24 protein-coding genes are annotated in these 23,470 nt (G+C 67.2%); 6 read left to right on the top strand and 18 right to left on the bottom strand.

Features of this window, described 5'->3' with window-relative positions; genetic code table 11:
• Positions 1–37 precede the first annotated feature (37 nt).
• Positions 38–787, bottom strand: coding sequence for an SDR family NAD(P)-dependent oxidoreductase (locus DVU99_RS05375; RefSeq protein ID WP_114239182.1), 750 nt, complete (start codon positions 785–787; stop codon positions 38–40).
• A 119-nt stretch (positions 788–906) separates the two neighbouring features.
• On the opposite strand from DVU99_RS05375, the gene DVU99_RS05370 reads away from it, so the two are divergent.
• Positions 907–2,748: a DEAD/DEAH box helicase gene (locus DVU99_RS05370; RefSeq protein ID WP_114239181.1), complete on the top strand. Its 1,842-nt coding sequence runs from the start codon at positions 907–909 to the stop codon at positions 2,746–2,748.
• Positions 2,749–3,003: 255 nt separating this feature from the next.
• A complete protein-coding gene (locus DVU99_RS05365; protein WP_114239180.1) occupies positions 3,004–3,798 on the top strand; it encodes a dioxygenase in 795 nt (264 codons plus the stop codon).
• Between the two features lie 23 nt (positions 3,799–3,821).
• Here DVU99_RS05365 and DVU99_RS05360 read toward each other — a convergent pair whose 3' ends face one another.
• Both DVU99_RS05360 and DVU99_RS05355 read right to left on the bottom strand, forming a co-directional pair.
• Positions 3,822–4,181 (bottom strand): YkgJ family cysteine cluster protein, encoded by a 360-nt coding sequence (locus DVU99_RS05360; protein WP_114239179.1) that lies wholly within the window; start codon positions 4,179–4,181, stop codon positions 3,822–3,824.
• 128 nt (positions 4,182–4,309) lie between these two features.
• Positions 4,310–5,167 carry a neutral zinc metallopeptidase gene (locus DVU99_RS05355; protein WP_114239178.1) on the bottom strand — a complete coding sequence of 286 codons (858 nt, stop codon included), beginning with the start codon at positions 5,165–5,167 and terminating at the stop codon, positions 4,310–4,312.
• A 119-nt stretch (positions 5,168–5,286) separates the two neighbouring features.
• Between DVU99_RS05355 and DVU99_RS05350 the strand changes: the two genes are divergently transcribed.
• Positions 5,287–5,679, top strand: a complete 393-nt coding sequence (locus DVU99_RS05350) for an MAPEG family protein (RefSeq protein WP_114239467.1) — start codon at positions 5,287–5,289, stop codon at positions 5,677–5,679.
• A gap of 125 nt (positions 5,680–5,804) precedes the next feature.
• On the opposite strand, the gene DVU99_RS05345 is transcribed toward DVU99_RS05350, so the two are convergent.
• Positions 5,805–7,361 carry a hemolysin family protein gene (locus DVU99_RS05345; RefSeq protein WP_114239177.1) on the bottom strand — a complete coding sequence of 519 codons (1,557 nt, stop codon included), beginning with the start codon at positions 7,359–7,361 and terminating at the stop codon, positions 5,805–5,807.
• Between the two features lie 195 nt (positions 7,362–7,556).
• Between DVU99_RS05345 and DVU99_RS05340 the strand changes: the two genes are divergently transcribed.
• Complete coding sequence (locus DVU99_RS05340; RefSeq protein WP_114239176.1) at positions 7,557–8,378, top strand: CPBP family intramembrane glutamic endopeptidase; 822 nt, start codon at positions 7,557–7,559, stop codon at positions 8,376–8,378.
• A 20-nt stretch (positions 8,379–8,398) separates the two neighbouring features.
• Here the strand turns inward: DVU99_RS05340 and DVU99_RS05335 are convergent, their stop codons facing one another.
• The 10 genes from DVU99_RS05335 to DVU99_RS05290 all read right to left on the bottom strand — a co-directional run bounded on the left by DVU99_RS05335 (position 8,399) and on the right by DVU99_RS05290 (position 15,545).
• On the bottom strand, positions 8,399–8,968 hold the full coding sequence (locus DVU99_RS05335) for a nucleoside triphosphate pyrophosphatase (protein WP_114239175.1): 570 nt from the start codon (positions 8,966–8,968) through the stop codon (positions 8,399–8,401).
• Positions 8,969–8,998: 30 nt separating this feature from the next.
• Entirely contained in the window at positions 8,999–10,510 is a 1,512-nt protein-coding gene (locus DVU99_RS05330; RefSeq protein ID WP_114239174.1) for an acetyl-CoA hydrolase/transferase family protein, read from the bottom strand.
• 94 nt (positions 10,511–10,604) lie between these two features.
• Positions 10,605–11,054, bottom strand: a complete 450-nt coding sequence (locus tag DVU99_RS05325) for a GNAT family N-acetyltransferase (protein WP_114239173.1) — start codon at positions 11,052–11,054, stop codon at positions 10,605–10,607.
• A gap of 108 nt (positions 11,055–11,162) precedes the next feature.
• Positions 11,163–11,633, bottom strand: a complete 471-nt coding sequence (gene rlmH / locus DVU99_RS05320; RefSeq protein WP_114239172.1) for a 23S rRNA (pseudouridine(1915)-N(3))-methyltransferase RlmH — start codon at positions 11,631–11,633, stop codon at positions 11,163–11,165.
• Between the two features lie 84 nt (positions 11,634–11,717).
• Positions 11,718–12,110 carry a ribosome silencing factor gene (gene rsfS, locus DVU99_RS05315; protein ID WP_114239171.1) on the bottom strand — a complete coding sequence of 131 codons (393 nt, stop codon included), beginning with the start codon at positions 12,108–12,110 and terminating at the stop codon, positions 11,718–11,720.
• Positions 12,111–12,184: 74 nt separating this feature from the next.
• Positions 12,185–13,252 (bottom strand): nitronate monooxygenase family protein, encoded by a 1,068-nt coding sequence (locus DVU99_RS05310; protein WP_114239170.1) that lies wholly within the window; start codon positions 13,250–13,252, stop codon positions 12,185–12,187.
• 90 nt (positions 13,253–13,342) lie between these two features.
• Positions 13,343–13,624 carry a hypothetical protein gene (locus tag DVU99_RS05305; protein WP_114239169.1) on the bottom strand — a complete coding sequence of 94 codons (282 nt, stop codon included), beginning with the start codon at positions 13,622–13,624 and terminating at the stop codon, positions 13,343–13,345.
• A 375-nt stretch (positions 13,625–13,999) separates the two neighbouring features.
• The gene (locus DVU99_RS05300; protein WP_114239168.1) at positions 14,000–14,284 is read right to left on the bottom strand and encodes a hypothetical protein; all 285 of its coding nucleotides are present in this window, start codon (positions 14,282–14,284) and stop codon (positions 14,000–14,002) included.
• Positions 14,285–14,355: 71 nt separating this feature from the next.
• Positions 14,356–15,015 carry an NrsF family protein gene (locus DVU99_RS05295; protein WP_114239167.1) on the bottom strand — a complete coding sequence of 220 codons (660 nt, stop codon included), beginning with the start codon at positions 15,013–15,015 and terminating at the stop codon, positions 14,356–14,358.
• Between the two features lie 5 nt (positions 15,016–15,020).
• Positions 15,021–15,545, bottom strand: a complete 525-nt coding sequence (locus DVU99_RS05290) for a sigma-70 family RNA polymerase sigma factor (RefSeq protein WP_114239466.1) — start codon at positions 15,543–15,545, stop codon at positions 15,021–15,023.
• Between the two features lie 265 nt (positions 15,546–15,810).
• Here DVU99_RS05290 and DVU99_RS05285 point away from each other — a divergent pair, with 265 nt between their 5' ends.
• Both DVU99_RS05285 and msrB read left to right on the top strand, forming a co-directional pair.
• On the top strand, positions 15,811–17,535 hold the full coding sequence (locus DVU99_RS05285; RefSeq protein ID WP_114239166.1) for a cytochrome c biogenesis protein DipZ: 1,725 nt from the start codon (positions 15,811–15,813) through the stop codon (positions 17,533–17,535).
• A 29-nt stretch (positions 17,536–17,564) separates the two neighbouring features.
• Positions 17,565–18,182 carry a peptide-methionine (R)-S-oxide reductase MsrB gene (gene msrB, locus DVU99_RS05280; protein ID WP_114239165.1) on the top strand — a complete coding sequence of 206 codons (618 nt, stop codon included), beginning with the start codon at positions 17,565–17,567 and terminating at the stop codon, positions 18,180–18,182.
• Positions 18,183–18,288: 106 nt separating this feature from the next.
• Here the strand turns inward: msrB and nadD are convergent, their stop codons facing one another.
• From nadD to leuS, 4 genes are read right to left on the bottom strand one after another with little or no spacing between them, the layout of a single operon-like run.
• Positions 18,289–18,924 (bottom strand): nicotinate-nucleotide adenylyltransferase, encoded by a 636-nt coding sequence (gene nadD / locus DVU99_RS05275; RefSeq protein WP_114239164.1) that lies wholly within the window; start codon positions 18,922–18,924, stop codon positions 18,289–18,291.
• A gap of 58 nt (positions 18,925–18,982) precedes the next feature.
• On the bottom strand, positions 18,983–19,993 hold the full coding sequence (gene holA / locus DVU99_RS05270) for a DNA polymerase III subunit delta (protein ID WP_114239163.1): 1,011 nt from the start codon (positions 19,991–19,993) through the stop codon (positions 18,983–18,985).
• 13 nt (positions 19,994–20,006) lie between these two features.
• Complete coding sequence (gene lptE, locus DVU99_RS05265) at positions 20,007–20,594, bottom strand: LPS assembly lipoprotein LptE (protein WP_232823465.1); 588 nt, start codon at positions 20,592–20,594, stop codon at positions 20,007–20,009.
• 5 nt (positions 20,595–20,599) lie between these two features.
• Complete coding sequence (gene leuS / locus DVU99_RS05260; RefSeq protein WP_114239161.1) at positions 20,600–23,404, bottom strand: leucine--tRNA ligase; 2,805 nt, start codon at positions 23,402–23,404, stop codon at positions 20,600–20,602.
• Between the last annotated feature and the right edge of the window lie 66 nt (positions 23,405–23,470).

Genomic DNA, 23,470 nt, shown 5'->3' with positions numbered 1-23,470 from the left:
GTGTATTGCACCGGGCCCCATGATAGTGCGATGCGGCTCAGCGCTCCTGGTCGGTGGGCCGCATCAGGACCTCGTTGATGTTGACGTGCGACGGACGCGATACGCAGAACACGATGGCGTCGGCCACGTCGCGGCCCTGCAGCTGGCGCATGCTGTCGGCCCAGGCATTGAGGTTGGCCTTCACCTCCGCATGGCCGATGTGGTCGCGCAACTCGGTCTCCACCACGCCCGGCTCGATCACCGAAACGCGGATGTTGTGCGTGTACTCCTCGCGCCGCAGGGCCTCGGAAAACGCCACCACGCCGAACTTCGTCGCCGAGTAGGCCGCCGCATTCGGATTGGCCACTCGACCGGCGGTGGAGGAAATGTTCACGATGTGGCCGTCCTTGCGCGCCCGCATGCCCGGCAGCGCAGCCTGGGTGGAGGCGATCAGGCTGAGCACGTTCAACTCCAGCATGTGGCGCCAGCGGCCCAGGTCCGCGTCGATGACCGGCTCCAGGTACATCACGCCGGCGTTGTTCACCAGGATGTCCAGGCGACCGTAACGCGCCTCGGTTTCGGTGACCACGCGCTGGGCTTCGGCCTCCGAGGCCAGATCGGCCACCAGCACGGTGGGCGCGGCACCCAGCGCCTGCAGGCGCGCGGCCAAGGCTTCCAGGCGATCCTGGCGGCGGGCGGCGATCGCCACCTGTGCACCCGCCTCGGCCAGCGCCAGCGCGGTGGCCTCGCCGATGCCCGATGAGGCGCCGGTAACCAACGCAACACGACCCTTGAGACTTCCGGACATGAATATTTCCTCGGTAATTGGCCTATCTGGTGCAATAAAGCCCAGCTGAGGCGGATCAGCCTGTTACAATAGCTTCATTCTCCCGCATGCCATCGTGCATGCCATGTCGAGGTTCCCCCATGTCCTCCCCGTCTTCCGATTCCCAGCCGGCAGCCGTCGGCTTCGCCGCGCTCGGCCTTCATCCAGAGGTGCTGCGTGCGCTGACCGACGTCGGCTACGAGTCGCCCTCGCCCATCCAGGCGGCCACCATTCCGCCCCTGCTCGATGGCCGGGACGTCCTTGGCCAGGCGCAGACCGGCACCGGCAAGACCGCCGCGTTCGCCCTGCCGATCCTCTCGCGCATCGACCTCAAGCCCGGCAAGCCGCAGGCGCTGGTGCTTGCGCCCACGCGCGAACTGGCCATCCAGGTGGCTGAAGCGTTCCAGCGCTACGCCGCCCACCTGCCGGGCCTGCAGGTGCTGCCGATCTACGGCGGCCAGAGCTACGGTCCGCAGCTGCACTCGCTCAAGCGCGGCGTGCACATCGTGGTGGGTACGCCCGGCCGCGTCATCGACCACCTTGAGCGCGGCACGCTGGACCTGTCCGAGCTGCGTTTCCTGGTGCTGGACGAAGCCGACGAAATGCTGCGCATGGGCTTCATCGACGACGTGGAGAAGGTGCTGCAGGCGACTCCGCCGAGCCGCCAGGTCGCGCTGTTCTCCGCCACCATGCCGGCGCCGATCCGCAAGATCGCGCAGCATCACCTGAAGGATCCGGTGGAAGTGACGATCAAGTCGTCCACCACCACCGCCGCCAACATCCGCCAGCGCTACTGGTTCGTCAGCGGCATGCACAAGCTCGATGCGATGACGCGCATCCTGGAAGCCGAGCCGTTCGACGCGATGATCATCTTCGCCCGCACCAAGCAGGCGACCGAGGAACTGGCCGAGAAGCTGCAGGCGCGCGGCCTGGCCGCCGCCGCGATCAACGGCGACATCGCGCAGGCACAGCGCGAGCGCGTGATCCAGCAGCTCAAGGACGGCAAGCTCGACATCCTGGTGGCGACCGACGTGGCCGCGCGCGGCCTCGACGTGGACCGCATCAGCCACGTGATGAACTACGACATCCCGTACGACACCGAAAGCTACGTGCACCGCATCGGCCGCACCGGCCGCGCGGGGCGCAGCGGCGAGGCGATCCTGTTCGTGACGCCCCGCGAAAAGGGCATGCTGCGCGCGATCGAGCGCGCCACGCGCCAGCCCATCGAGGAGATGAAGCTGCCCACGGTGGAGGCGGTGAACGACGTTCGCATCGCCAAGTTCAAGCAGCGCATCAGCGACACGCTGGCAGTGGGCGAGCTGGAGCTGTTCCAGCAGCTGATCGAGCAGTACGAGCAGGAACACAATATCCCGGCGATCGAGGTTGCCGCCGCGCTGGCGCGCATCGCCCAGGGCAACCAGCCCTTGCTGCTGACGCCGCCGCCCAAGCGCGAGCGCGAGTTCACCCCGCGCGAGCACGGCAGCCACGAGCGTGGTGAGCGCGAGCACCGTCCGCGCGAGCGCGAAGGCGCGCCGCGCGACTTCACCCCGCGTCCGGTGCGTCCGCACCACACGGAGGAAGGCAAGCGCACCTACCGCATCGAGGTGGGCCACGAACACGGCGTGAAGCCGGGCAACATCATCGGCGCCATCGCCAACGAGGCCGGCCTGGAAAGCGGCTTCATCGGCCGCCTGAGCATCCGTGGCGAATACAGCCTGATCGACCTGCCCGATGGCATGCCGGCGGAAGTGTTCCAGCACCTGCAGAAGGTGTGGGTGAGCCAGCAGCAGCTGCGCATCAAGGAATGGGATGGCAACGACAGCGGCGCCGGCGATGCCCCGCCGCGTCGCCCGGGCGGCTTCCGCCCCGGTGGCTTCAAGAAGCCCAGTGGCAAGCCGCGTCCGCACGGCCAGGGTGGCAAGCCGCCGCGTCGCCACAAGTAAGCGGCGCGGCGCATCCGGCGGAACGGAAAGGCACCGCGTTGCCATTTCCGCGGGAATGGCAGCCAGGGAATGGGGGCAGCGCTTGCCTGCGCAGCCCCCATTCCATCGGTGCCAACACCTTCGACGGCTTCAAGACGGCACCGCCAGGGCGCCGTCGGGTGGATCGTTCCACAGGCGTGACGGATCGTTCACCGTACGCGGGCTGCAATTTCCCGTGCAGCCCATACCCTATGGCGGTATCCCGAGGTAACCGCCATGTCTGCCCTGCCCAGCCTGTATATCTCCCACGGTTCTCCGATGACCGCGATCCAGCCGCGGCAGGTAGGTGTACGCCTGGCCGAACTGGCCCAGGCGCTACCGCGCCCGAGGGCGATCGTGGTGGCTACCGCCCATTGGCTGGCGCGCCAACCGCAGGTGGGTGGCGCCAGCCGCCCGGAGACGATCCACGACTTCTACGGGTTCCCGCGGGAGCTGTACCAGATCCAGTACCCCGCCAAGGGCGAGCCGTCGCTGGCGGCCCGCGTCACCGAACTGCTGGACCAGGCCGGCCTGCCAACCACGCTCGACCCCACCCATGGCCTGGACCACGGCGCCTGGGTGCCGTTGCGACTGCTCTATCCCAAGGCCGACATCCCGGTGGTCCCGATGTCCATCCAGCCCGCGCTCGGCCCTGCGCACCAGTACGCCGTGGGCCGCGCGCTCGCGCCGCTGCGCGAGGAAGGCGTGCTGGTGATCGGCTCGGGCAGCATCACGCACAACCTGCACGATTTCCGCGCGGGCTACAGCGAGGAACGCGAAGCGCCTTACGTGCGCCCCTTCATCGAATGGATCGAACGCAAGCTGGCCGAGGGTGACACCGCCGCCCTGCTCGACTACCGCCGCCAGGCGCCGTTTGCCGAGCAGGCCCATCCGACCGACGAGCACCTGCTGCCGTTGTTCGTGGCGCTCGGTGCTGCCGGCGCGGATGCCCACGCCACGCGCATTGATGCAGGCATCGAGCATGGCCTGCTTGCCATGGACATCTACCGCTTCGACAGCGCGGCGGCGTAGGCAAGCCGCCAGCCTTCATGCGGCTACGCCCCGGCGGCCAACGTCCAGTCGGCAGCGGTCAGCACGGGCAGGCCATGACCCAGCCGCGCTTTGTCGCACTGCGCGCTGGGACGCCCGAACTCCCATGACGGCTCCACCTCGCGGCACACCGATGGGCGCTGCTCGTAGATGCCGCAATGGGCCGCCTCGCCCACCGCGCCCTGCAGGGCCGTGCAGCGCGGGCGCGAGGCCTGCGTTCCACGCATGACGAGACGGTGCGGGTCCAGTTTCTCGGTGCGTTCGGGTGGCACCACGCCGCCCAGCGACGCATCCGCCTCGGACCAGTGGAAGGCAACGCGGAAAAAAGCGCAGCAGGCGCCGCAGCTCAGGCAGGGATGAAGCATGGGGTCAAAAAGAGTGCGCACCCCAAGGCACGCGGCGGCGGGATTCTAAAACGCCCGGCGCCCGCGTGCAGCCTGCGGTCCTGACGGGGAAGCGTCCTGGCCACCCCGGGACGTTGCTGCCTGGCCCCTCAGGGTTCGCCCGCGAAGGTGTTGCAACTGGCGATGTCGCCGCTGTCGAAGCCGGTACGGAACCACTTCACGCGCTGCGCCGAGGTGCCGTGGGTGAACGAGTCGGGCACCACGCGGCCCTGGGCCTGTTGCTGCAGGGCATCGTCGCCGATCTTGCTGGCCGCATTGAGCGCCGATTCGATATCGCCGGGCTGCAGCCACTGCAGGCGCTGCTGGCTGTGGTTGGCCCACACGCCGGCAAAACAGTCGGCCTGCAGCTCCTGTCGCACCGACAGGCCATCGGCGCCTTCCATCGGCGCGCCGCGGCGGCGCGCCTGCTCCACCTGGTCGAAGATGCCAAGCAGGTTCTGCACGTGATGGCCCACCTCGTGCGCGATCACGTAGGCGCGGGCAAAGTCACCCGACGCATGGAAGCGGTTCTCCAGCTCCTGGAAGAACGCCACGTCCAGGTAGACCTTTTGGTCACCCGGGCAATAGAACGGCCCCACCGCAGTCGATGCCGCGCCGCAGGCCGTGCTGACGCCGCCACTGAACAGGTCCAGCTTGGGATCGACGTACTGGCGCCCGTGCGCCGCGAAAATGTCGCTCCAGGTCTTCTCGGTGGAACCGAGAATGGCGCTGACGAAATCGCGCGTCTGGGGATCCACCTGGGCCGGCTGGCCGCTCGGGGCCGCGGACTGCCCGCCGTTGTCCACCTGGCTGAGCAGCGCGGTCGGATCCTTGAAGAACACCAGGCCCAGGATGGCCAGGATCACGATGCCACCCAGGCCCAGTCCGCGCCCGCCACCGAAACGCGGGCCGCCGCCACCACTGTCGATCTCGACGTTCTGACTGCGCTCGCCTTTTTGCCAATCCATGTGACGGCCCTCGCTCGCGTGCTGTCGACGGTCTGGTCACGATACCCCTCGACGCCCCCTCCCGCCACGTGCGGGGCGCGGCTACATTGAGCCACCTTTTCCGCGAGAACCTCCCTGTGATCCAGCATCTGCCCGCCATCGTCGTCGTGCTCACCGTCCTGCTGCAGCTGGGCACCATCTGGGCCACCGGCCATGCCCGCGAGAAGTACGGCGTGAAGGCGCCGGCGATCAGCGGCCACCCAGCCTTCGAGCGGGCCTGGCGCGTGCAGATGAATACGCTGGAATCGACCGTGGCCTTCCTGCCCTCGTTGTGGCTGGCCGTGCAGTACGGCTTCCCGCTGTGGGCCGGCGTGGCCGGCCTGGTCTGGGTATTCGGGCGCGTCTGGTATGCCGTGGCCTACCTGCAGGACGCCGCCAAGCGCGGCCCTGGTTTCATGGTGTCCTCGGCGGCCTGGCTGGCCACCTTGCTGCTGGGCGTGGTGGGGCTGGTGAAGGCGCTGCTCGCCGGCTGATGCCGCGCGCTGACGCCACCGACAAAGGCATCACGACCCCAGCGAAAGCTGGGGTCCTGCGCCGTTGTCACAGGCCATGCGCAGGAATGACGACCTGAGCCTGCGCGAAGCCGGGTTGGCCGCGCTTACTCGACCGGACGGACGCGCAGGCGTTCGATGCGTGCGCCGTCCATCGCCACCACCTCGAAGTGCAGGCCTTCGCTGGTGAGCGTGTCACCCACGCTGGGCAGGCGACCCAGCTGCTCCAGCACATAGCCGGCAAGGGTGGAGAAGCTGTCGTCACCGGTCAGGCGGCGACCCAGCAAGTGTTCTACCCGACGCAGGTCCAGGCTGGCATCGAGCATCCAGCAGCCATCGGGTTCCTGCACGGCAGACGGGTCGCCGCTGTCCTCGTCGGGAAACTCGCCGGCGATCACTTCCAGTACGTCGGTGGGCGTGACCAGGCCAAGCACGCTGCCGTATTCGTCCACCACCAGCGCCACCTGCAGGGTCGAGCGCCGGAACTCCTCGATCAGGCGCAGCACACTGAGTGACTCCAGCACGGTAAGCGGCTTGCGCACCACCTGCTCCACCTCGATGCGGCCGTGCTCGAGCAGGCTGGCCAGCAAGTCGCGCGACGATGCCACGCCAACCAATTGATCAAGATCATCGCCCGCCACCGGCAACCACGCATGGCTGGAGGCGGTGACTTCCGCACGCAGTTGCTCGGCGCTCTCGCGCGGATCGATCCAGTTGATCTCCGGGCGCGGCGTCATGATCGAACGCACCGGACGATGCGCCAGGTCGAGCACGCCCTGCACCATCGCCAGTTCGTCCTTGCCGAATACAGCCATGCCGCTGTCGGTGGCCGTGGCGGCAGCCTTGGGCGCGGCATCTTCATCCTCGCTGCCCGCGCCACCCAGCAGGTTGAGCACGGCGGCGGCGGTGCGATCGCGCAAGGTGCGTGCGCTGCCCAGCAGGCTGCGCTGCCGGTTGCGACGCATGGTCTGGTTGAAGGCCTCGATCATGATCGAGAAACCGATCGCCGCGTAAAGGTAACCCTTGGGGATATGGAAGCCGAAGCCTTCCGCCACCAGGCTGAAGCCGATCATCAGCAGGAATGACAGGCACAGGATCACCACTGTCGGCCGCGCATTGACGAAATGAGTGAGCGGCTTGCTCGCGCTGATCATCAGGATCATCGCCACCACCACGGCGATCATCATCACCGAGAGGTGATCCACCATGCCCACGGCGGTGATCACCGAATCGAGCGAGAACACCGCGTCGAGCGCCACGATCTGCGCCACCACCAGCCAGAAACGCGCCGGCGCGCGCTTGGCGGCATCATCGTGGTCGCTGGCTTCCAGTCGCTCGTGCAGCTCCACGGTGGCTTTGAACAGCAGGAAGGCACCACCGAGCAGCAGGATGATGTCGCGCCAGGAGAACGACACCGCGCCCCAGCTGACGATGGGCGTGGTGAGCTTGACCAGCCAGGACATTGCTCCCAGCAGCAACAGGCGCATCACCAGCGCCAGTGTGAGTCCGAGCACCCGGGCCCGGTCGCGCTCCTTCACCGGCAGCTTGTCGGCGAGGATCGCGATGAACACGAGGTTGTCGATACCGAGCACGATCTCCAGTACCACGAGGGTAAGGAGACCTGCCCAGGCCGTAGGGTCGGCCAGCCAGTCGAAAGTGAACATGGGTCGGCACCGAAGCGCCGGATTCCTCCTTGGAACGTCCCGCCACTATACAGGCAGGGTTTGTGAACGCGGCGAAAGCCAACCCTGCCAAAGGACAGGATTGCGCCTGCGCATCGGCAAGGGCTAGCGTGAAGCCGTGGGTCGTGTCGCGCCCCGACTGCACCAGAACACCTCGCGCGCCCGCAGGATTCATTGATGGATGCGAACCACCCGAAATCCCCGTCCGTTTCGCTTCCGTCGGCTCCGCCGCCTGCCATGGCACCGGGCGTCGGCCATGCGCTTGGCCTGATCGCACTCTATTTCGCGCTGCAGCTGGCCATCGGCGGCTCAATCAGTCTGATCGCCGGTGTGGCGTCGGTACTGCAGCAAGGCGGATCGCTGGCCGAGGTCATCCACCAGGGCCGCGCGTGGATCGCCCGTCCCTACGCCAGCGCCGTGGCCGTGATGCTCACGCTGCTGGTCGCGGCTTCGCTGATCATCCATCTGGCACGCCGCTGGTGGCCTGGGCTGTGGGCTATCGGGCCCACGCCCGGCCTGGGTTTTGCGCGTTCTCCTTGGCCGGTGATGTACCTGGTGGCGATGATGCTGGGCCTGCTGATGCCTTTCGTCGGCGGCATGCTCACCCAATGGCTCGCGCATGGGCACGAGGTGAGCCAGGACATCACGCAGCTCGGTGCCAACATCCCGCTGCCGCTGCGCGTGCCACTCGCTTTGCTGGTAGTGACGCTGGGGCCACTGGTGGAAGAACTGCTGTTCCGTGGCGGGCTGCTGTCGGCGATCGCGCGCCATGTCGGCAATGGCTGGGCAATCGCCATCACGGCGGTGCGGTGCGCCTGCGTGCACCTGCCCGACCTGTCGATCCTCTGGTACGCCCTGCCCAACCTGGCCCTGCTTGGCCTGCTGCTGGGCTGGCTGCGCGTGCAGTCCGGCTCAATCTGGCCCGCGGTGCTGGCGCACGGCATGAACAACCTGCTGGCCGTGGTGTCGTGGTTCATGCTGGTGCCGAACGGCAACTGAGCCGACCGGCGGGTGCACCATCAGGCGGCGATGAGTCCGTGGGCGCGCAGCAGGCGCGCGGTCTCGAACACGGGCAAGCCCATCACCCCGGAGTGGCTGCCGTCGAGATGCTCGATCAATTTGGCACCATGCCCCTGGATGGCGTACGCACCGGCCTTGCCGAAGGCCTCGCCGGTGGCGATGTAACCGGCAATCGCCGCATCGTCCAGTGGCGGCATGCGCACGCGTGAGAGGCTGGTGTCGCTCCACTCGCCCTTGTGGCTGACCAGCCACACGGTGGAGATCACCTCGTGCACACGGCCGGACAAGCGCCTCAACATGCCCGTTGCATCGGCCACGTCGGCCGGCTTGCCGAATACTTCATCGTCCAGCACCACTTCCGTGTCGGCGCCAAGCACGAATGCCTTGGGATCGCTCAACGCAGCCAAGCCGGCAATGGCCTTTTCGCGTGCCACGCGGCTGACATATTCGCGCGGCGATTCGGCATGCGCACGTTGCTCGGGAACGTCCACGTCTACCACGCGGAACGCCACGCCGATCTGCTCCAGCAACTGGCGGCGACGCGGCGACTGGGAGGCGAGATACAGCATGGCGGTTCCATCGTAGGCGTTGGGAAGCGCCTACGGTCGCATATCACCGGTTTCAAGGAAACGCTGGTGCCAGGACAGCGCCTCGTTCAACAGGTGCGGCGTGTGCTTGCCGCGGCTGTCGTGCAGCGCCCGCTCGTAGTAATCCATCAGCATCGGGCGGTAGCCCGGATGCGCACAGCGCTCGATGATGACCTTGGCACGCTGTCGAGGCGACAGCCCGCGCAGGTCGGCCAGGCCCTGCTCGGTCACCACCACCGCCACGTCGTGCTCGGTGTGGTCCACGTGGCTCACCATCGGCACGATGCAGGAGATGGCACCGTTCTTGGCGGTACTCGGCGTCAGGAAGCAGGACAGGAAGCCGTTGCGGGCGAAGTCACCCGAACCACCGATGCCATTGATGATGCTGGTGCCGGCCACATGAGTGGAGTTGATGTTGCCGTAGATGTCCGCCTCGACCATGCCGTTCATGGCGATGCAGCCGAGTCGGCGCACCAGTTCCGGATGGTTGGAGATCTCCTGCGTGCGCAGGATGATGCGCTTGCGATAGAAATCGATGTTCTCGAGGAAGCGCTCGATGCCTGCCGGGCTCAACGAGAACGAGGTGGCCGACGCCACCGTCAGCACCTCGTTGGCAAGCAGGTCGAGCATGCCGTCCTGGATCACCTCGGTATAGGCGGTGAGCCCGGTGAAACCACCGTCACGCAACCCGGCCAGCACGGCATTGGCGATGTTTCCCACGCCGGACTGCAACGGCAGCAACTGCGGACTGAGGCGCCCCTTGGCGATCTCGTGGCGGTAGAAGTCGATCAGGTGGCCAGCGATCTGCCGTGAGGTATCGTCCAGCGGTGCAAAGGCGCTGTTGCGATCCGGCGCATTGGTCTCCACCACCGCGATGACCTTGTTCGGGTCGAGTCGCAGGTACGGCTCGCCGATGCGGTCGTCCGGCTTGAGCAGCGGGATCGGCTTGCGATGCGGGGGCAGCGCGGTGCCGTAGTAGATGTCGTGCATGCCGTCCATTTCGAGCGGCTGCCAGTGGTTGACCTCGACGATCACCTTGTCGGCAAGATCGAGCCAGGTCTTGTTGTTGCCCACCGAGGACGATGCCAGCAGGCTGCCGTCGGGCATGATCGCCGTGGCCTCGATGACGGCCAGGTCGATCTTGCCGAAGAAGCCGAACCACGCGTACTGGGCGACGTGGCTGAGGTGGATGTCCAGATAGTCCATCTCGCCGCGGTTGATGCGTGCGCGCAGTTCCGGATCGGACTGGTACGGCAGGCGCAGGTCGATGCCGTCGGCGCGGGCCAGCGCGCCATCCAGTTCGGGAGCCGTGGAGGCGCCGGTCAGCACGCGTACGCGGAACGGTTCACCGCGCTCATGGGTCGCCACCATCCGCTGCGCAAGCGCCTGCGGCACGGCCTTGGGGTAGCCGGCGCCGGTGAAGCCACTCATGCCGATCGTCATGCCGTGATCGATGAGTTCGGCCGCCTTGGCCGCCGTCATCACCTTACTGGCCAGCCCCGCGTGGCGGATGCGCTTGTCCACGATTGATGTCTCCTGCGCTGCAATCCTGCCATGGTAGCGCGCGGGTACGTCAAACTCTTGGCAAGGTAGACGATGGTCGGGAGGGGCTTCCGGCCTACAACGCGATGGTGTACTCGCGGAATTGCCGGTCGGGTATCCACCCCAGCGACGCGTAGAGCCGTTGTGCTGGCTCGTTGGAATGCGCAGTGGACAAGGACATGCGCACGGCACCCGCTGCCCGTGCGTAGTCCATCGCCTCGTGCATCAATGTCGCACCCACGCCGTGGCGGCGGGCCGGGGGTGTGACAAAAAGATCATTGAGCAGATAGGTGCGCGCAGCACTCACTGACGAGAACGAGGGATAAAGCTGCACAAATCCCGCGCCCTCGCCTTCCGCATCCAGGGCCAGGAACAGCAGCGACTCGTGATGCTGGAAACGTTCCTGCAAAAATCGACGGGCCAGCGGCAGGTCGGCCGGCTGGCCATAGAACTGCCGGTAGGCATCGAACAGGGGCGCCACAAGATCGAGGTCGTGGATGCTGGCCTGGCGCACGGTGAAGCTCATGCCGTTTTCCATGGATGAAAGCAGGGCGACCAGTATGGGTGCGCGCGCGGGTAACGTCCCATGACCACTTTGCGCGTGCACGCCGTCCACTTCGACGGAATGCATGGCTCAGGCGCGGTGGTAGGGATGCCCGGACAGCAGCGTGGTAGCGCGGTACAACTGCTCGGCGAGCACCAGCCGCACCAGCATGTGCGGCAGCGTGAGCGGACCGAGCGACCAGCTCTGGTCAGCGCGCGCAAGCACCTCCGGCGCATGCCCGTCAGGGCCGCCGATGAGAAACGCCAGGTCACGCCCCGACATGCGCCACTTCGCCAGCTGCGCAGCGAGATCCTCACTGGACCAGGTCTTGCCGCGGCCATCCAGCGCAACCACATGGATGTCGCGCGGCAAGGCCGCGAGGATCGCCGTGCCTTCGTCCTGGATCGCGCGCGCATCATCGCGCCCCTTGCCGCGGATGCCGGGCTTGAGCTCGATCAGCTCCAGGGGCAGCTCGTGCGAGAGCCGCTTGCGGTACTCGGCGAAACCCTCGGCCACCCAAGCGGGCATGCGTTCACCAACAGCGATCAGGCGGGCACGCATGTGTCGGAACCGGAAAAAGAGGGAACAGCAACGAAGACCACGCGCCATGGATGCGCGCGGCGGTTGCCGCCTGTGCGCGGGCCATTAGCCCGCGCTGGCGACTTCGGCGTCGATTTCGCGGTCACCCACGGTCCACAACCTTTCCAGGCCATAGAACTCGCGGATGCGCGGCAGCATGACGTGGACGATCACGTCACCCAGGTCCACCAGTACCCACTCGGCTTCCTGCTCGCCTTCCACGCCGAGCGGCATCACGCCCGCCTTCTTGGCGAACTTGACGACTTCGTCGGCGATGGATTTCACGTGGCGCGCGGAAGTGCCGGAGGCGATGACCAGCAGATCGGCGATGGAGGTCTTGCCGCGGACGTCGATCTCACGAACGTCCTTGGCCTTCAGTTCGTCGAGCGCGTCGATGACGTGCTTGCGAAGGACCGCCGTGGTGGCGGATTTGGTGTTGCGCAGGGAGGTCTGACTCAAGTGCGGTTGCCTCGATACGAATCGATGCGCGGTATGGCGCGGCGCCAGTATAACGCCCACACCTGAAACCGACGTCAAGCAAGCCCTTGCAGTGCCTGCATTCGCTCCTCCAGCAATCGCGCCACCAGCTCCCGCGCGGGCATCGGGCGCAACAGCCCCACGGCCTGGCCGCACCACTCGGAAACCAGGTCGCCGCGCCCGGCAGCGGCCGCAGCCCGACGCAGCGGCGAGGTCAGCGCGTTCATCACGGGATAGGACGGCAGGCGCGACTCCACTCCCGCCATGGCCTCCACATAGGTGTTGCGCAGGCCACGCGCCGCGCGGCCGGAAAAGCTGCGGATGGTCGTGATGTCGGTGTCTTGCGCCCGCGTGAGATCGTCCTTCCAGGCTTGTGCCGCCGCCGATTCGGGGCAGGCCAGGAACGCCGTGCCCAATTGGGCGACATCGGCGCCCAGCACCTCCGCAGCGGCCATGCCCTGCCCGTCCATGACGCCACCGCCAGCGATCAACGGCAGGCTGACGGCCCGGGCGGCCAGCCGCAGCAAGGCGAACAGGCCAATCATGGCGTCCTCCGGCCGATGCAGGAAACTGCCGCGATGACCGCCCGCCTCCGCGCCCTGCAGGCTGATGGCGTCGGCGCCCAGTTCGGCCCAGGCCCGTACTTCATCAAGCGTGGTCGCGCTGCCGATGACCGCGATATCGCGACGCTTCAGCTCGCCCACCTGCGCCGGCGTGAGCAGGTTGAAGGTGAAACTCGCCGCCGCTGGCCGTGCCTCGCACAAGGCAGCGAACTGGTCGCTGAAACGCGGCGCCCAGCGCTCGGGTCGGCTGGTTCGCGCCGCCAGGCCCTGGCGCTCCATGAAGGTATCCAGTGTGGCGCGCGCGAACTCGATCGCCGGCTCGTCCTCCTCGAACTCGTCCGGCAGCACGAACAGGTTCAGCACAAACGGGGCATCGGTGAGCGCACGGATCCTGGCCGCGTCATCGAGGATGGCCTGCGGGGCGAGATAGCCCACGCCATGCGAGCCCAGGCCTCCACTGTTGGAGACCGCCGCCACCAGCGCCGGCGTGGAAGCGCCCGACATCGGCGCGAGGACGAGAGGCTGGACTACGCCCAGTCGTGCGAGAAACGAGGACGGCATGACCTGTACTCCGCAGTGTGTCACTGCGTATTAGACCATGCCCATGACAAGGGCCCTCCCATGGGGAGGGCCTTGTCATTCAAACGAACATCAATGGCCGGCGGACGAAGTGGAAGCGGGCTCGCCGCTCTTCTTGGTGCCGCTGCCGCTGTGCTGCTTCTTGTGATGCTGGCCGCTGGTGGCGCTGTTGGCATCACTCTTCATCGAATCGCTGGAGGACTTCATGGCATCCGAGCTGGACTTCATCGCGTCCTTGCTGGCGTCCTGGGCCGACTGCGTTGGCGTCGAATCCTGTGCCATGACTGGCGACATGGCGAAACCGAACGCGACGGCAGTGGCAAGGGCGAGTACGGCGTAACGGGAAACTTTCATGGGTACGTATCTCCTGGAGCGGTGAGGTAACCGTGCGGCCATGCCGCACTTCCATGGAACAGCCGTGACCGCCCCTCCAAGGCGACCTCGACAATCCGGCACCGGCCTGTGTCGGTTCCGGCCACGCCGCATCAGCGATCCAGCCCGATGCGAACGGTCCATCCCTGGTCCGTGAAACCACTTCCGCCGGAGCGCCCCCGTCCGAAACCGCCCCGGATCGGGCTAAGCGTATACCCACCCGCGGCTGCGCAATGTGGCGTGCCAGTACCGCCGTTCAGCATCAATTATTGACAGGCTGCCTTCCGTCCCGCCCCTTGCTGCACTGCCCACGGCGGGCCTGCGGCAACCCGCAGCAACCCGCCGCAGGGCGCGGGCTTACTGGCCGCCGGACTTCATCGCATCCGTCGCCGGCGGGGTGGCCTGCTTGTTCATGCCATCGCCTTGCTGCATCGCATCACCAGCCTTCATGCCGTTCGACATCGGCTTACCAGAGTGCTTCATGGCCTGCCCTGCGGCCGGCTTCTTCATCGCATCACCGCTCTTCATCGCATCCTGCTTCATGGCGCTGCCGGCGGACGCCGGCTGCATGGCGTCTTGCGCGAACGCAACCGACGCACAGGCCATCGAGGCGGCCAGCACCAGGGAAATGACAGTCTTCATCGGAAATCTCCTGAAAGAAAGGGAATGCGGTCCACACCGCAATCCTTCCTTCGCCGGCACCCGCGGGCCGGTTACCTCAGCGCCGGCTGCAGCAGGCGTCCACCCATGGCGGCATTGGCAAGCACCACGATGGCCACGGCAACGGCATGGGTCAGCAGGTCGGTGGCCGCCACGGCGAAGCCATGGCAGATCTCCAGCAATGCGGCCGATGCCGCGGCACTGGCCAGTCCGATCATCACGGCCGCCAGCACGGGCCGCAGTGGGCAGGCACGCCGCACCAGCACGATCAGCAGCAGGGACAGCGGCACCGACAGGCCAATGATGAACACCAGGCAGTCCACCGACTGATGCACGCCGGCCACTTCGGCACCGGGCAGTACCGCGTCGCGCAGGCATCCCAGTCCACTGGCGCCCACCCACATCAGCAGGCCAGGCAGCGGCAGCCAGGCCCAGCGTGCGGATCGGCCCGGCACCCCCAACGTAAAGGCGGCCCAGGCCGCACAGACCGCCGTGATCACGGCACCGATGCCTGCCACCGCGATATCCGGCTCGGCGATCCAGCGCCGGATCATGTGCTCGGCGCCGTAGTGCCACAGCAGGGCCAACGCGAGCGCCGCCACGGCCAGCAGCCAGCCCGCCGTGCGCAGCCACGGCGGCGGCAGGCGCCGCACCGGGGTCAGCTGCGCGCCCAGCGACTGGATCAGTGACTCGGGAAGTCGCGGTTCGGCCATGGTGCTCAGGATTCTCCGTGGAAACGGGCACGCAGCGCTTTCATCGCGCGGTGCAGGTTGACCTTCAGTGCGCCAGTCTGGCGCCCGGTATCGGCCGAGGCTTCGGCCAGCGAGCGCTCCTTCAACCCGAGTTGCTCCACGGCCTCGCGCTGCCCCGGCGGCAGCGTGGCGATGGCGTCGCGCAGGCGCCTTGCCTCCTGTTCGCGCTCGGCCGCGGCGGCGACGTCGTCCGTGTCGGCATGGTTGTCGTAGGCGAACTCGTCATGCAGTTCGTGCCGGCCCCTTCGTCCCTGGCTGCGCAAGGCATCCACCGCACGTCGGCTGGCGATGGCGCTGAGCCAGGCATCGTAGGAGCGCGCGGGATCATAGGTGTGGCGCACACGGTGCACGGTGATCAGGGTCTCCTGCACCACGTCGTCGAGCTGGTCCACGCCCACGCCCTGGCGCCGTGCCGCGGCACGGATCAGCGCCACCGACTCGCCCAGCACGCGCTCATAGGCAAGCCGGTCGCCGCCCTGCGCGGCCGCCATCCAGGCCGCACGACGCCGCTCCGGCGAATCGCTGGCTTGGGCTTCGGCGTCGGTCACGGCAGGTTCGGTCCTTGCCCAGGCGGGAAAGACGTTATCTAGAACCAAGGTGCCGGCAGTGGTCAAGGCAGGGGGCATGGCGCAAGGTTGGCTACGGCTCTATCGGGGTATTCGTCCCGGCCGTACCCCGCGTTACCTTGGCCCGGGCAGGTAACCGCCAGCGCCCTGCCACCGAATACGCCATGGAACCTCCAACGGACGCCGCGCCATGCTTGTGTTGATCCTCGCCTATCTCGGTGGTGTGCTGACCATCCTCAGCCCCTGCATCCTGCCAGTGCTGCCCTTCGTCTTCGCGCGGGCCGACCGGCCCTTCGCGCGCAACGGCCTGCCGATGCTGCTCGGCATGGCAGTGACGTTCGCGCTGGTCGCCACGCTGGCGGCCGTCGGCGGCGGCTGGGCCATCCGCGCCAACCAGTACGGCCGCATCGTCGCCATGGTGGTGCTGGCCATCCTCGGCCTCACCCTGCTCTCGTCCCACCTGGCCGAGTGGATCAGCCGCCCCTTTGTCGCACTGGGCAACCGGTTGTCGCAACGCAGTGATGCCCAGGGCGATTCGATCTGGTCGGCCGCGGGCCTCGGCGTGGCCACCGGGCTGCTGTGGGCGCCCTGCGCCGGCCCGATCCTCGGCCTGCTGCTGACCGGCGCGGCGCTCAATGGCGCCAGCGTGCAGACCTCGCTGTTGTTGCTGACGTACGCCGCCGGCGCGGCCACCTCGCTGGCGTTGGCGCTGGCCATCGGCGGTCGCGTGTTCGCGCTGATGAAGCGCTCGCTCGGTGCCGGGGAATGGGTGCGCCGCGCGCTGGGCGTGCTGGTGCTGGCCGGCGTGGCGATGATTGCGCTGGGACTGGATACCGGCGTGCTCACCCGGGTGTCGCTGGCCAGCACGGGAGGCATCGAGCAGAAACTGATCCAAGCGGTGCGTCCGGCCCCCGCACCCCAACCCATGGTGCAAGCCGGCGCGCCGCTGCCGGTGGAAGGCGAGCTGCCGTCCCTGGGCGGGGCCACCCAGTGGATCAACAGTCCGCCGCTCACCGAACAGTCGCTGCGCGGCAAGGTGGTGCTGGTCGATTTCTGGACCTATTCCTGCATCAACTGCATCCGCTCGCTGCCTTACGTGCGCGGCTGGGCGGACAAGTACAAGGATTACGGGCTGGTGGTGATCGGCGTGCACGCGCCGGAGTTCGCCTTTGAGAAGGAACCGCAGAACGTCATCAAGGCGGTGAAGGATCTCGGCGTCGATTATCCCGTGGCGCTCGACAACGACTACGCCATCTGGAAGGGCTTCGACAACGAGTACTGGCCTGCGCATTACTTCATCGATGCCCAGGGCCGCATCCGTCATCACCACTTCGGCGAGGGCGACTATGCGCAGAGCGAGGATGTGATCCGCCAGCTGCTCACCGAAGCCGGGCAAAAGAACCTGCCGGGCGGTTATGTGGAGCCGGGCGGCGCGCAAGGCGCGGAAGCCGCCGGATCGGGCGACGCCACTCGCTCGCCGGAAACCTACGTGGGCTATGCGCGCGCCGAGAATTTCGCCGGCGGCAACGTGGCGCATGACGATCCGTGGAGCTATCGCGCCCCCACCGTGCTGATGGCCAACCAGTGGGCCCTCGATGGCCGCTGGACGGTACGCGACGAAAATGCACGACTGGATGCCGCCAATGGCCGCATCGTGTACCGCTTCCGCGGACGCGACCTGCACCTGGTGCTGGGTCCCGGCGAAGACGGCAAACCGGTTCGCTTCCGCGTCACCATCGACGGCAAGGCGCCCGGCGCCGACCACGGCATGGACATCGATGCCGACGGCAACGGCACTGTCACCGCGCAGCGCCTGTACCAGCTGGTGCGCCAGGCCAACGGCACCGGCGAACGCACTTTTGAAATCACGTTCCTCGACCCGGGTGTGCAGGCCTACGCCTTCACTTTCGGTTGATTCGCGCATGCAGCGCGAAGGAGCTTGCCATGTCCCGTACCCAGGATCTCGTGAGGCTGGAACGCCGTCGTTTCCTGCGTGCCGCGCTGACCGGCGGCACACTCGCAGCCGCAGGCTGGCTGGCCCTGCCCGGACTGCTCAGGCGCAGTGGCGGCAGCGAGGCCATGGCGGCCACGCCAGCCGCCAGCGGCGCCGACGTATTGCTGGTGTGCTTTGCCGATGACGGCCACCGCCTGGGCAGCTGCCATGTGCGCAAGCTGGTGTTGAACGACGCGCAATGGCACGAGCGGCTGTCCGACGACGCGTACGACGTGATGCGCCGCGCCGGCACCGAGCGCGCCTTCAGCGGTCCGCATGAAAAGCCGGCCGTGCCCGGGCTGTATCGCTGCCCCGCCTGCGATACAGCCCTGTTCGATGCCGCCACGCAGTTCGACTCGGGCACCGGTTGGCCAAGCTTCTGGCAGCCGATCGCCAAGGAGAACGTGATCGAGACGCGCGACACCAGCTTCGGCTGGGAACGCACGGCCGTGAGCTGCGCGGGCTGCGACAGTCACCTGGGCCATGTGTTCGACGACGGCCCGCCACCGACCGGCCTGCGCTACTGCATGAACTCGGTAGCGCTGCGATTCGTGCCGCGTACATCGTGACGCCCATGGCTTTTTGCAGGAGCGCACCCAGTGCGCGAAAAGCCTACGAAGCGGCTATACCGAGGCTCCGCGGTCGCGCACTGGGTGCGCTCCTACACGAGAGGGATCAGGCCTTGCGGTAGGGCGCGAGGATGGCCGGATCGTCGAACAGGCCGCAGGGCAGCAGGTAACGCGGATCGCGCCCTTCGGCCAACAGCTCGCGGATGCGCGTGGCGGAGATTTCCAGCGGCGTGACGGACAGCTCGATCACCTTGCCGGCCGGCGAGCCGCGCAACAGTGCGGCCTCATCGACGCGACGATGCGCGGTTTCGGACAGCAGCGCGTCCGGCAGGACGGTCTCCACGCCCGGGCGGCTGAGCACGCCGATATGCGCGACCTCGAACAACGCCTGCCAGCGATGCCATGAAGGCAATCCGGCGAAGGCATCGGCGCCCATCAGCAGCACCAGTGGTCGATCGCCCTGCTCCGCCCGCAATTCGGCAAGCGTATCGATGGTGTAGGACGGGCCGCTGCGTTCCAGTTCACGCGTGTCCAGGGTCAGGCGCGACTGGTTCTTCAGGGCAGCGCGCAGCATGTCTACGCGCTGCCGGGCATTGGCGAGCGGCGCGGGCCGGTGCGGCGGCACGCTGGCCGGCATCAGGCGCACCTCGGCATCGAGCAGCTCGGACGCTTCCCACGCCACGCTGAGGTGCCCCAGGTGCACCGGATCGAAGGTGCCGCCAAAGATGGCCAGCGGGCGCATCAATGCAGGGTCCCTCTCCCCGCGCTCCCGATGGGAGCGAAAAAAGTGGTGGCGTCGTTCATGACAACGCCTGTGCCGCGCGCGGCTCGGCGATGGCGGCCACCAGCCGCTCGGCTTCCAGCCAGGGATCACCCTGCGCGCGCCCCTTGGCCATGCGATCGATGCGGGCCGCGCGTGCCAGGCATTGCAGCCAATGCTCGCGCGGTGCGCGCCGCAGCGCCTTGCGGAACAACTGTTCGCGCGCCGGCCACAGGCGTTCGGCGCGAGCCTGTGCCGCGAAGTCGCGGGCGTTGGCCAGGCGCAGCGCCAGTTGCAGTTGGTTGACCAGCCAGCCCATCAGGGCGATCAGCTCATCGCCCTCGGCGTGCAGGCCGTGGAGGATGTGCAGGGCGCGCCCACCCTCGCCGGCAAACGCGGCGTCGGTGAGCTTGAAGGCGTCGTAACGCGCGCTGTCGGCGACAAGGTTTTCCATCTCCTGCGCATCGATCTTGCCCTGCCCGTGCAACACGACCAGTTTGTCTATCTCCTGCGCGGCAGCGAGCAGGTTGCCCTCCACGCGCTCGGCCAGGAGCCCTGCCGCGTCCGGCGTGGCGGACAGGCCACGCGAGGCAAGTCGTGCGCCGATCCAGGCACCCCACTCGATCGGTCGCGGCGCGTTGAACACCACCAGCGCGCCGGCAGCGTCCAGGTTCTTGGTCCACGCGCCCTCGTGTTTGCTGCTCCACTCGGTGGCGGTGATCAGCAGGGTGACGTCGGGCGGCGGGTTGGCGCAAAACTCGTTGATGGCCTTGGCGCCCTCGGTACCGGGGCGACCGGTGGGCAACCGCAGGTCCAGCAGCCGGCGCGTGGCGAACAGCGACATGCCGGCCGCGGCGCGCGCCAGGTCGTCCCAATCGAAGTGGTTGCCGACATCAAGCACCTCACGCTCGGCATAGCCGAGCCGGCGTGCCTGTGCGCGCAGTGCGTCGGCTGCCTCGAGCACCAGCAGTTCCTCGCCGGCCAGCAGGTAGACCGGCCGCAGCTGATCCGCCGTCAGCGACTTCTGCCATTGGGCGGCATTGAGCGGCATGCGGGTGGAAGCGTCAGTGGATGCTGGTAGCCGGCGCCGGCACCAGGGTCGGTGCCTCGGTCGAACCCGGCGCCTGGTTGGCCGCTTCCGCGGCCGTCTTGCCCGGGTGACGGCCCGCGGCCTGCAGTCGGAACATGATCGCGGTGATCATGTCGTCGTTGAGTGCTGCATGGATCGCGTCGACCTGCGCCTGCGTACCGATGGTATTGGTCACGTCGTAGCTGAATTCCTTGGACATGTCGATGCGCTGGCGCGGAATGATCGGCTGGCCGGTGCCGTCATGCACTTCGAATTCCACGTGGTAGCGCACCGTGTATTCCGTCACTTCGGCCTGGCCGCTGACCGACAGCGTGTCGGTGCTAAAGGCGGAAACCGGCACGATCAGCTCGGCGACATCCGTGCCGCTGTGTTCCTCGATCGTCACGCCCTGGGCGGCCAGCGAGCGCGCAAGGCGACGCTCCAGATCGATGTTGCCGGGTGCAGTGATGTGTACTTCCTTCATCGCCGGAGGCAGGGGCACGCTCTGGCGAAGATGAAAGCCGCATGCGACCAGCAGCAGGGGGCACACCAACAGCAGCGAAGCTTTGAACACACGGCTCATGAATTTCATCCTGCGACGATGTTGACGATCTTGCCCGGCACCACGATCACCTTGCGCACGGCCTGGCCTTCGAGGAAGGCGATGACCTGGGGGTGGGCGCGAGCCAGGGCCTCGGCCTCTTCCTTCGATGCATTCGCAGCGACCTCGATGGTACCGCGCAGCTTGCCATTGACCTGCACGGCCAGGGTCAGCGAATCGCGCACCAACGCGGCACTGTCCACCTGTGGCCACGGCTGGTCTTCCAGCACCGACTGCGGATGGCCCAGCACCTGCCACAGCGTGTGGCTGACGTGCGGCACCACCGGGTTGAGCAGCAGCACCATGGCCTCCAGCGCCTCGTGGCGCACGGCGCGGCCCTGCTCGCTCATGTCGTTGAACTTGTTCAGCGCGTTGAGCAGCTCCATCAGCGCGGCGATGGCGGTGTTGAAGGAGTGGCGGCGGCCGAGGTCGTCGCTGACCTTCTGGATGGTCTCGTGCACCTGCCGGCGCAGCGTCTTCTGGCCGGCGTCCAGCGCAGACGGATCGACCACCGGATGGTCCGGCTGCGACGCATGCGTGGTGACCTCGCGCCAGAAGCGGCGCAGGAAGCGCGCCATGCCTTCCACGCCGGCCTCGCTCCACTCCAGCGACTGTTCCGGCGGCGCCGCGAACATGGAGAACAGGCGAACCGTGTCAGCACCGAACTTGTCCACCATCGCCTGCGGGTCGATGCCGTTGTTCTTGGACTTGGACATCTTCTCGGTGCCGCCGATCTTCACCGGCTGGCCATCGCTCTTGAGCACGGCACCGATCACGCGCGCCTTCTCGTCGCGCTGGATCTCCACCTCGGCCGGGTTGATCCACGTTTTCGTCAAGGTCTTGGTCGTCGAAAGCGTGCCGTCTGGCCGCACTTCTTTGGACTCCACTTCTTCTTCGCGATAGAACGTCTCGGCGATCACCATGCCCTGGCACAGCAGGTTGGTGGCCGGCTCATCCGCCTTCACCAGCCCCGCGTCGCGCATCAGCTTGTGATAGAAGCGGAAGTACAGCAGGTGCAGGATGGCGTGCTCGATGCCGCCGATGTACTGGTCCACCGGCAACCAGTAGTTGGCGCGCTCGTCGACCTGGTCATGGGCGCCCGGGCTGGTGTAGCGGGCGTAGTACCAGCTCGACTCCATGAAGGTGTCGAAGGTGTCGGTTTCACGCTCGGCCGGGCCACCGCATTGAGGGCAGGTGGTCTTGCGCCACGCGGGGTCGGCCTTGATCGGCGACTGCACGCCGGAGAACGCGACGTCCTCGGGCAGCACCACCGGCAGCTGGTCTTCCGGCACCGGCACCGCATCGCACTTCGCGCAGTAGATGACCGGGATCGGGCAGCCCCAGTAGCGCTGGCGGCTCACGCCCCAGTCGCGCAGGCGCCAGTTCACGCGGCGCACGCCCTTGTGCTCGCGCTCGAAGCGCGCGGCCATGGCTTCGAAGGCCTGGTTGTAGTCCATGCCGTCGAATTCGCCGGAGTTCACCAGGTAGCCGCGCTCGGTGAAGGCGCTGTCTTGCTGGATGCTGTTCTCGAAGTCTTCGATCAGCTGCACCGCCGCCGAGGTTTCATAGGCATCGACGCTGCCACCGCCGAGCGCGGCCCGGATCGGATCGGCGCCCACGCCCTTGGCCAGGTCGTGCTTGATCTCGGCCACCGCGTCCAGCACGGAACGGTCGACCACCACCATCTTGATCGGCAGCTCGTACTTCTTGGCGAATTCCCAGTCGCGCTGATCATGGCCGGGCACCGCCATCACGGCGCCGGTGCCGTAGCCCCACAGCACGAAGTTGGCCACGAACACCGGGATCTTCTCGCCGGTGAGCGGATGGATGGCTTCGATGCCGGTATCCATGCCGCGCTTTTCCTGCGTCTCCAGCTCCGCTTCGGACACGCCGCCGTGCTTGAGCTCCTCCAGGAAAGCCGCCAGCTTCGGGTTGTCCTGCGCCGCCTTGATTGCCAGCGGATGCTCGCCCGCGATGGACACGAAGGTCACGCCCATCAGCGTGTCGGGACGCGTGGTGAACACGGTGAGCGGCTCGCCCTCGCCTTCCACCTCGAAATGGATCTCCACGCCCTCGGAGCGGCCGATCCAGTTGCGCTGCATGGTCTTCACCGCGTCGGGCCAGCCCGGCAGCGTATCCAGGCCGTCCAGCAGCTCCTGCGCGTAGTCGGTGATCTTGAGGAACCACTGCGGGATCTCGCGCTTTTCCACCAGCGCGCCGGAACGCCAGCCGCGGCCATCGACCACCTGCTCGTTGGCGAGCACGGTCTGGTCCACCGGATCCCAGTTCACCACCGCGTTCTTGCGGTAGGCCATGCCCTTCTTCATCAACCGGGTGAACATCAGCTGTTCCCAGCGGTAGTACTCCGGACGGCAGGTGGCGAACTCGCGGGTCCAGTCGTAGGCGAAACCCATGCGCTGCAGCTGGGCGCGCATGTGCTCGATGTTCTGGTAGGTCCACTTGGCCGGCGCGGTCTTGTTCTTGATCGCGGCGTTCTCGGCCGGCAGGCCAAACGCGTCCCAGCCCATCGGCTGCAGCACGTTCTTGCCCTGCATGCGCTGGTAGCGGCTGATCACGTCGCCGATGGTGTAGTTGCGCACATGCCCCATGTGCAGCGCGCCGGACGGGTACGGCAGCATGGAGAGGCAGTAGAACTTGGGACGCGAGGCGTCTTCCTTCACCTCGTAGGCGCGCTGATCGCGCCAGTACGCCTGCGCGGCGGTCTCCACCGCCTGCGGCTGGTAACCCTGCTCGTTGCCCTCGTGGGAACCCTGATCCTGAATGTCCTGCATGTGTCCGGCGCCGTGATGTTTTGCTCAGTCAGCACTGACTGGCGATGAACGCGGCAGACTAGCAGA

Source organism: Dyella sp. C9 (assembly GCF_003332825.1).
Classification (GTDB): domain Bacteria; phylum Pseudomonadota; class Gammaproteobacteria; order Xanthomonadales; family Rhodanobacteraceae; genus Dyella.
The sequence above is the reverse complement of the archived record's forward strand: the minus strand, read 5'-3'. Positions and strand labels throughout refer to the sequence as shown.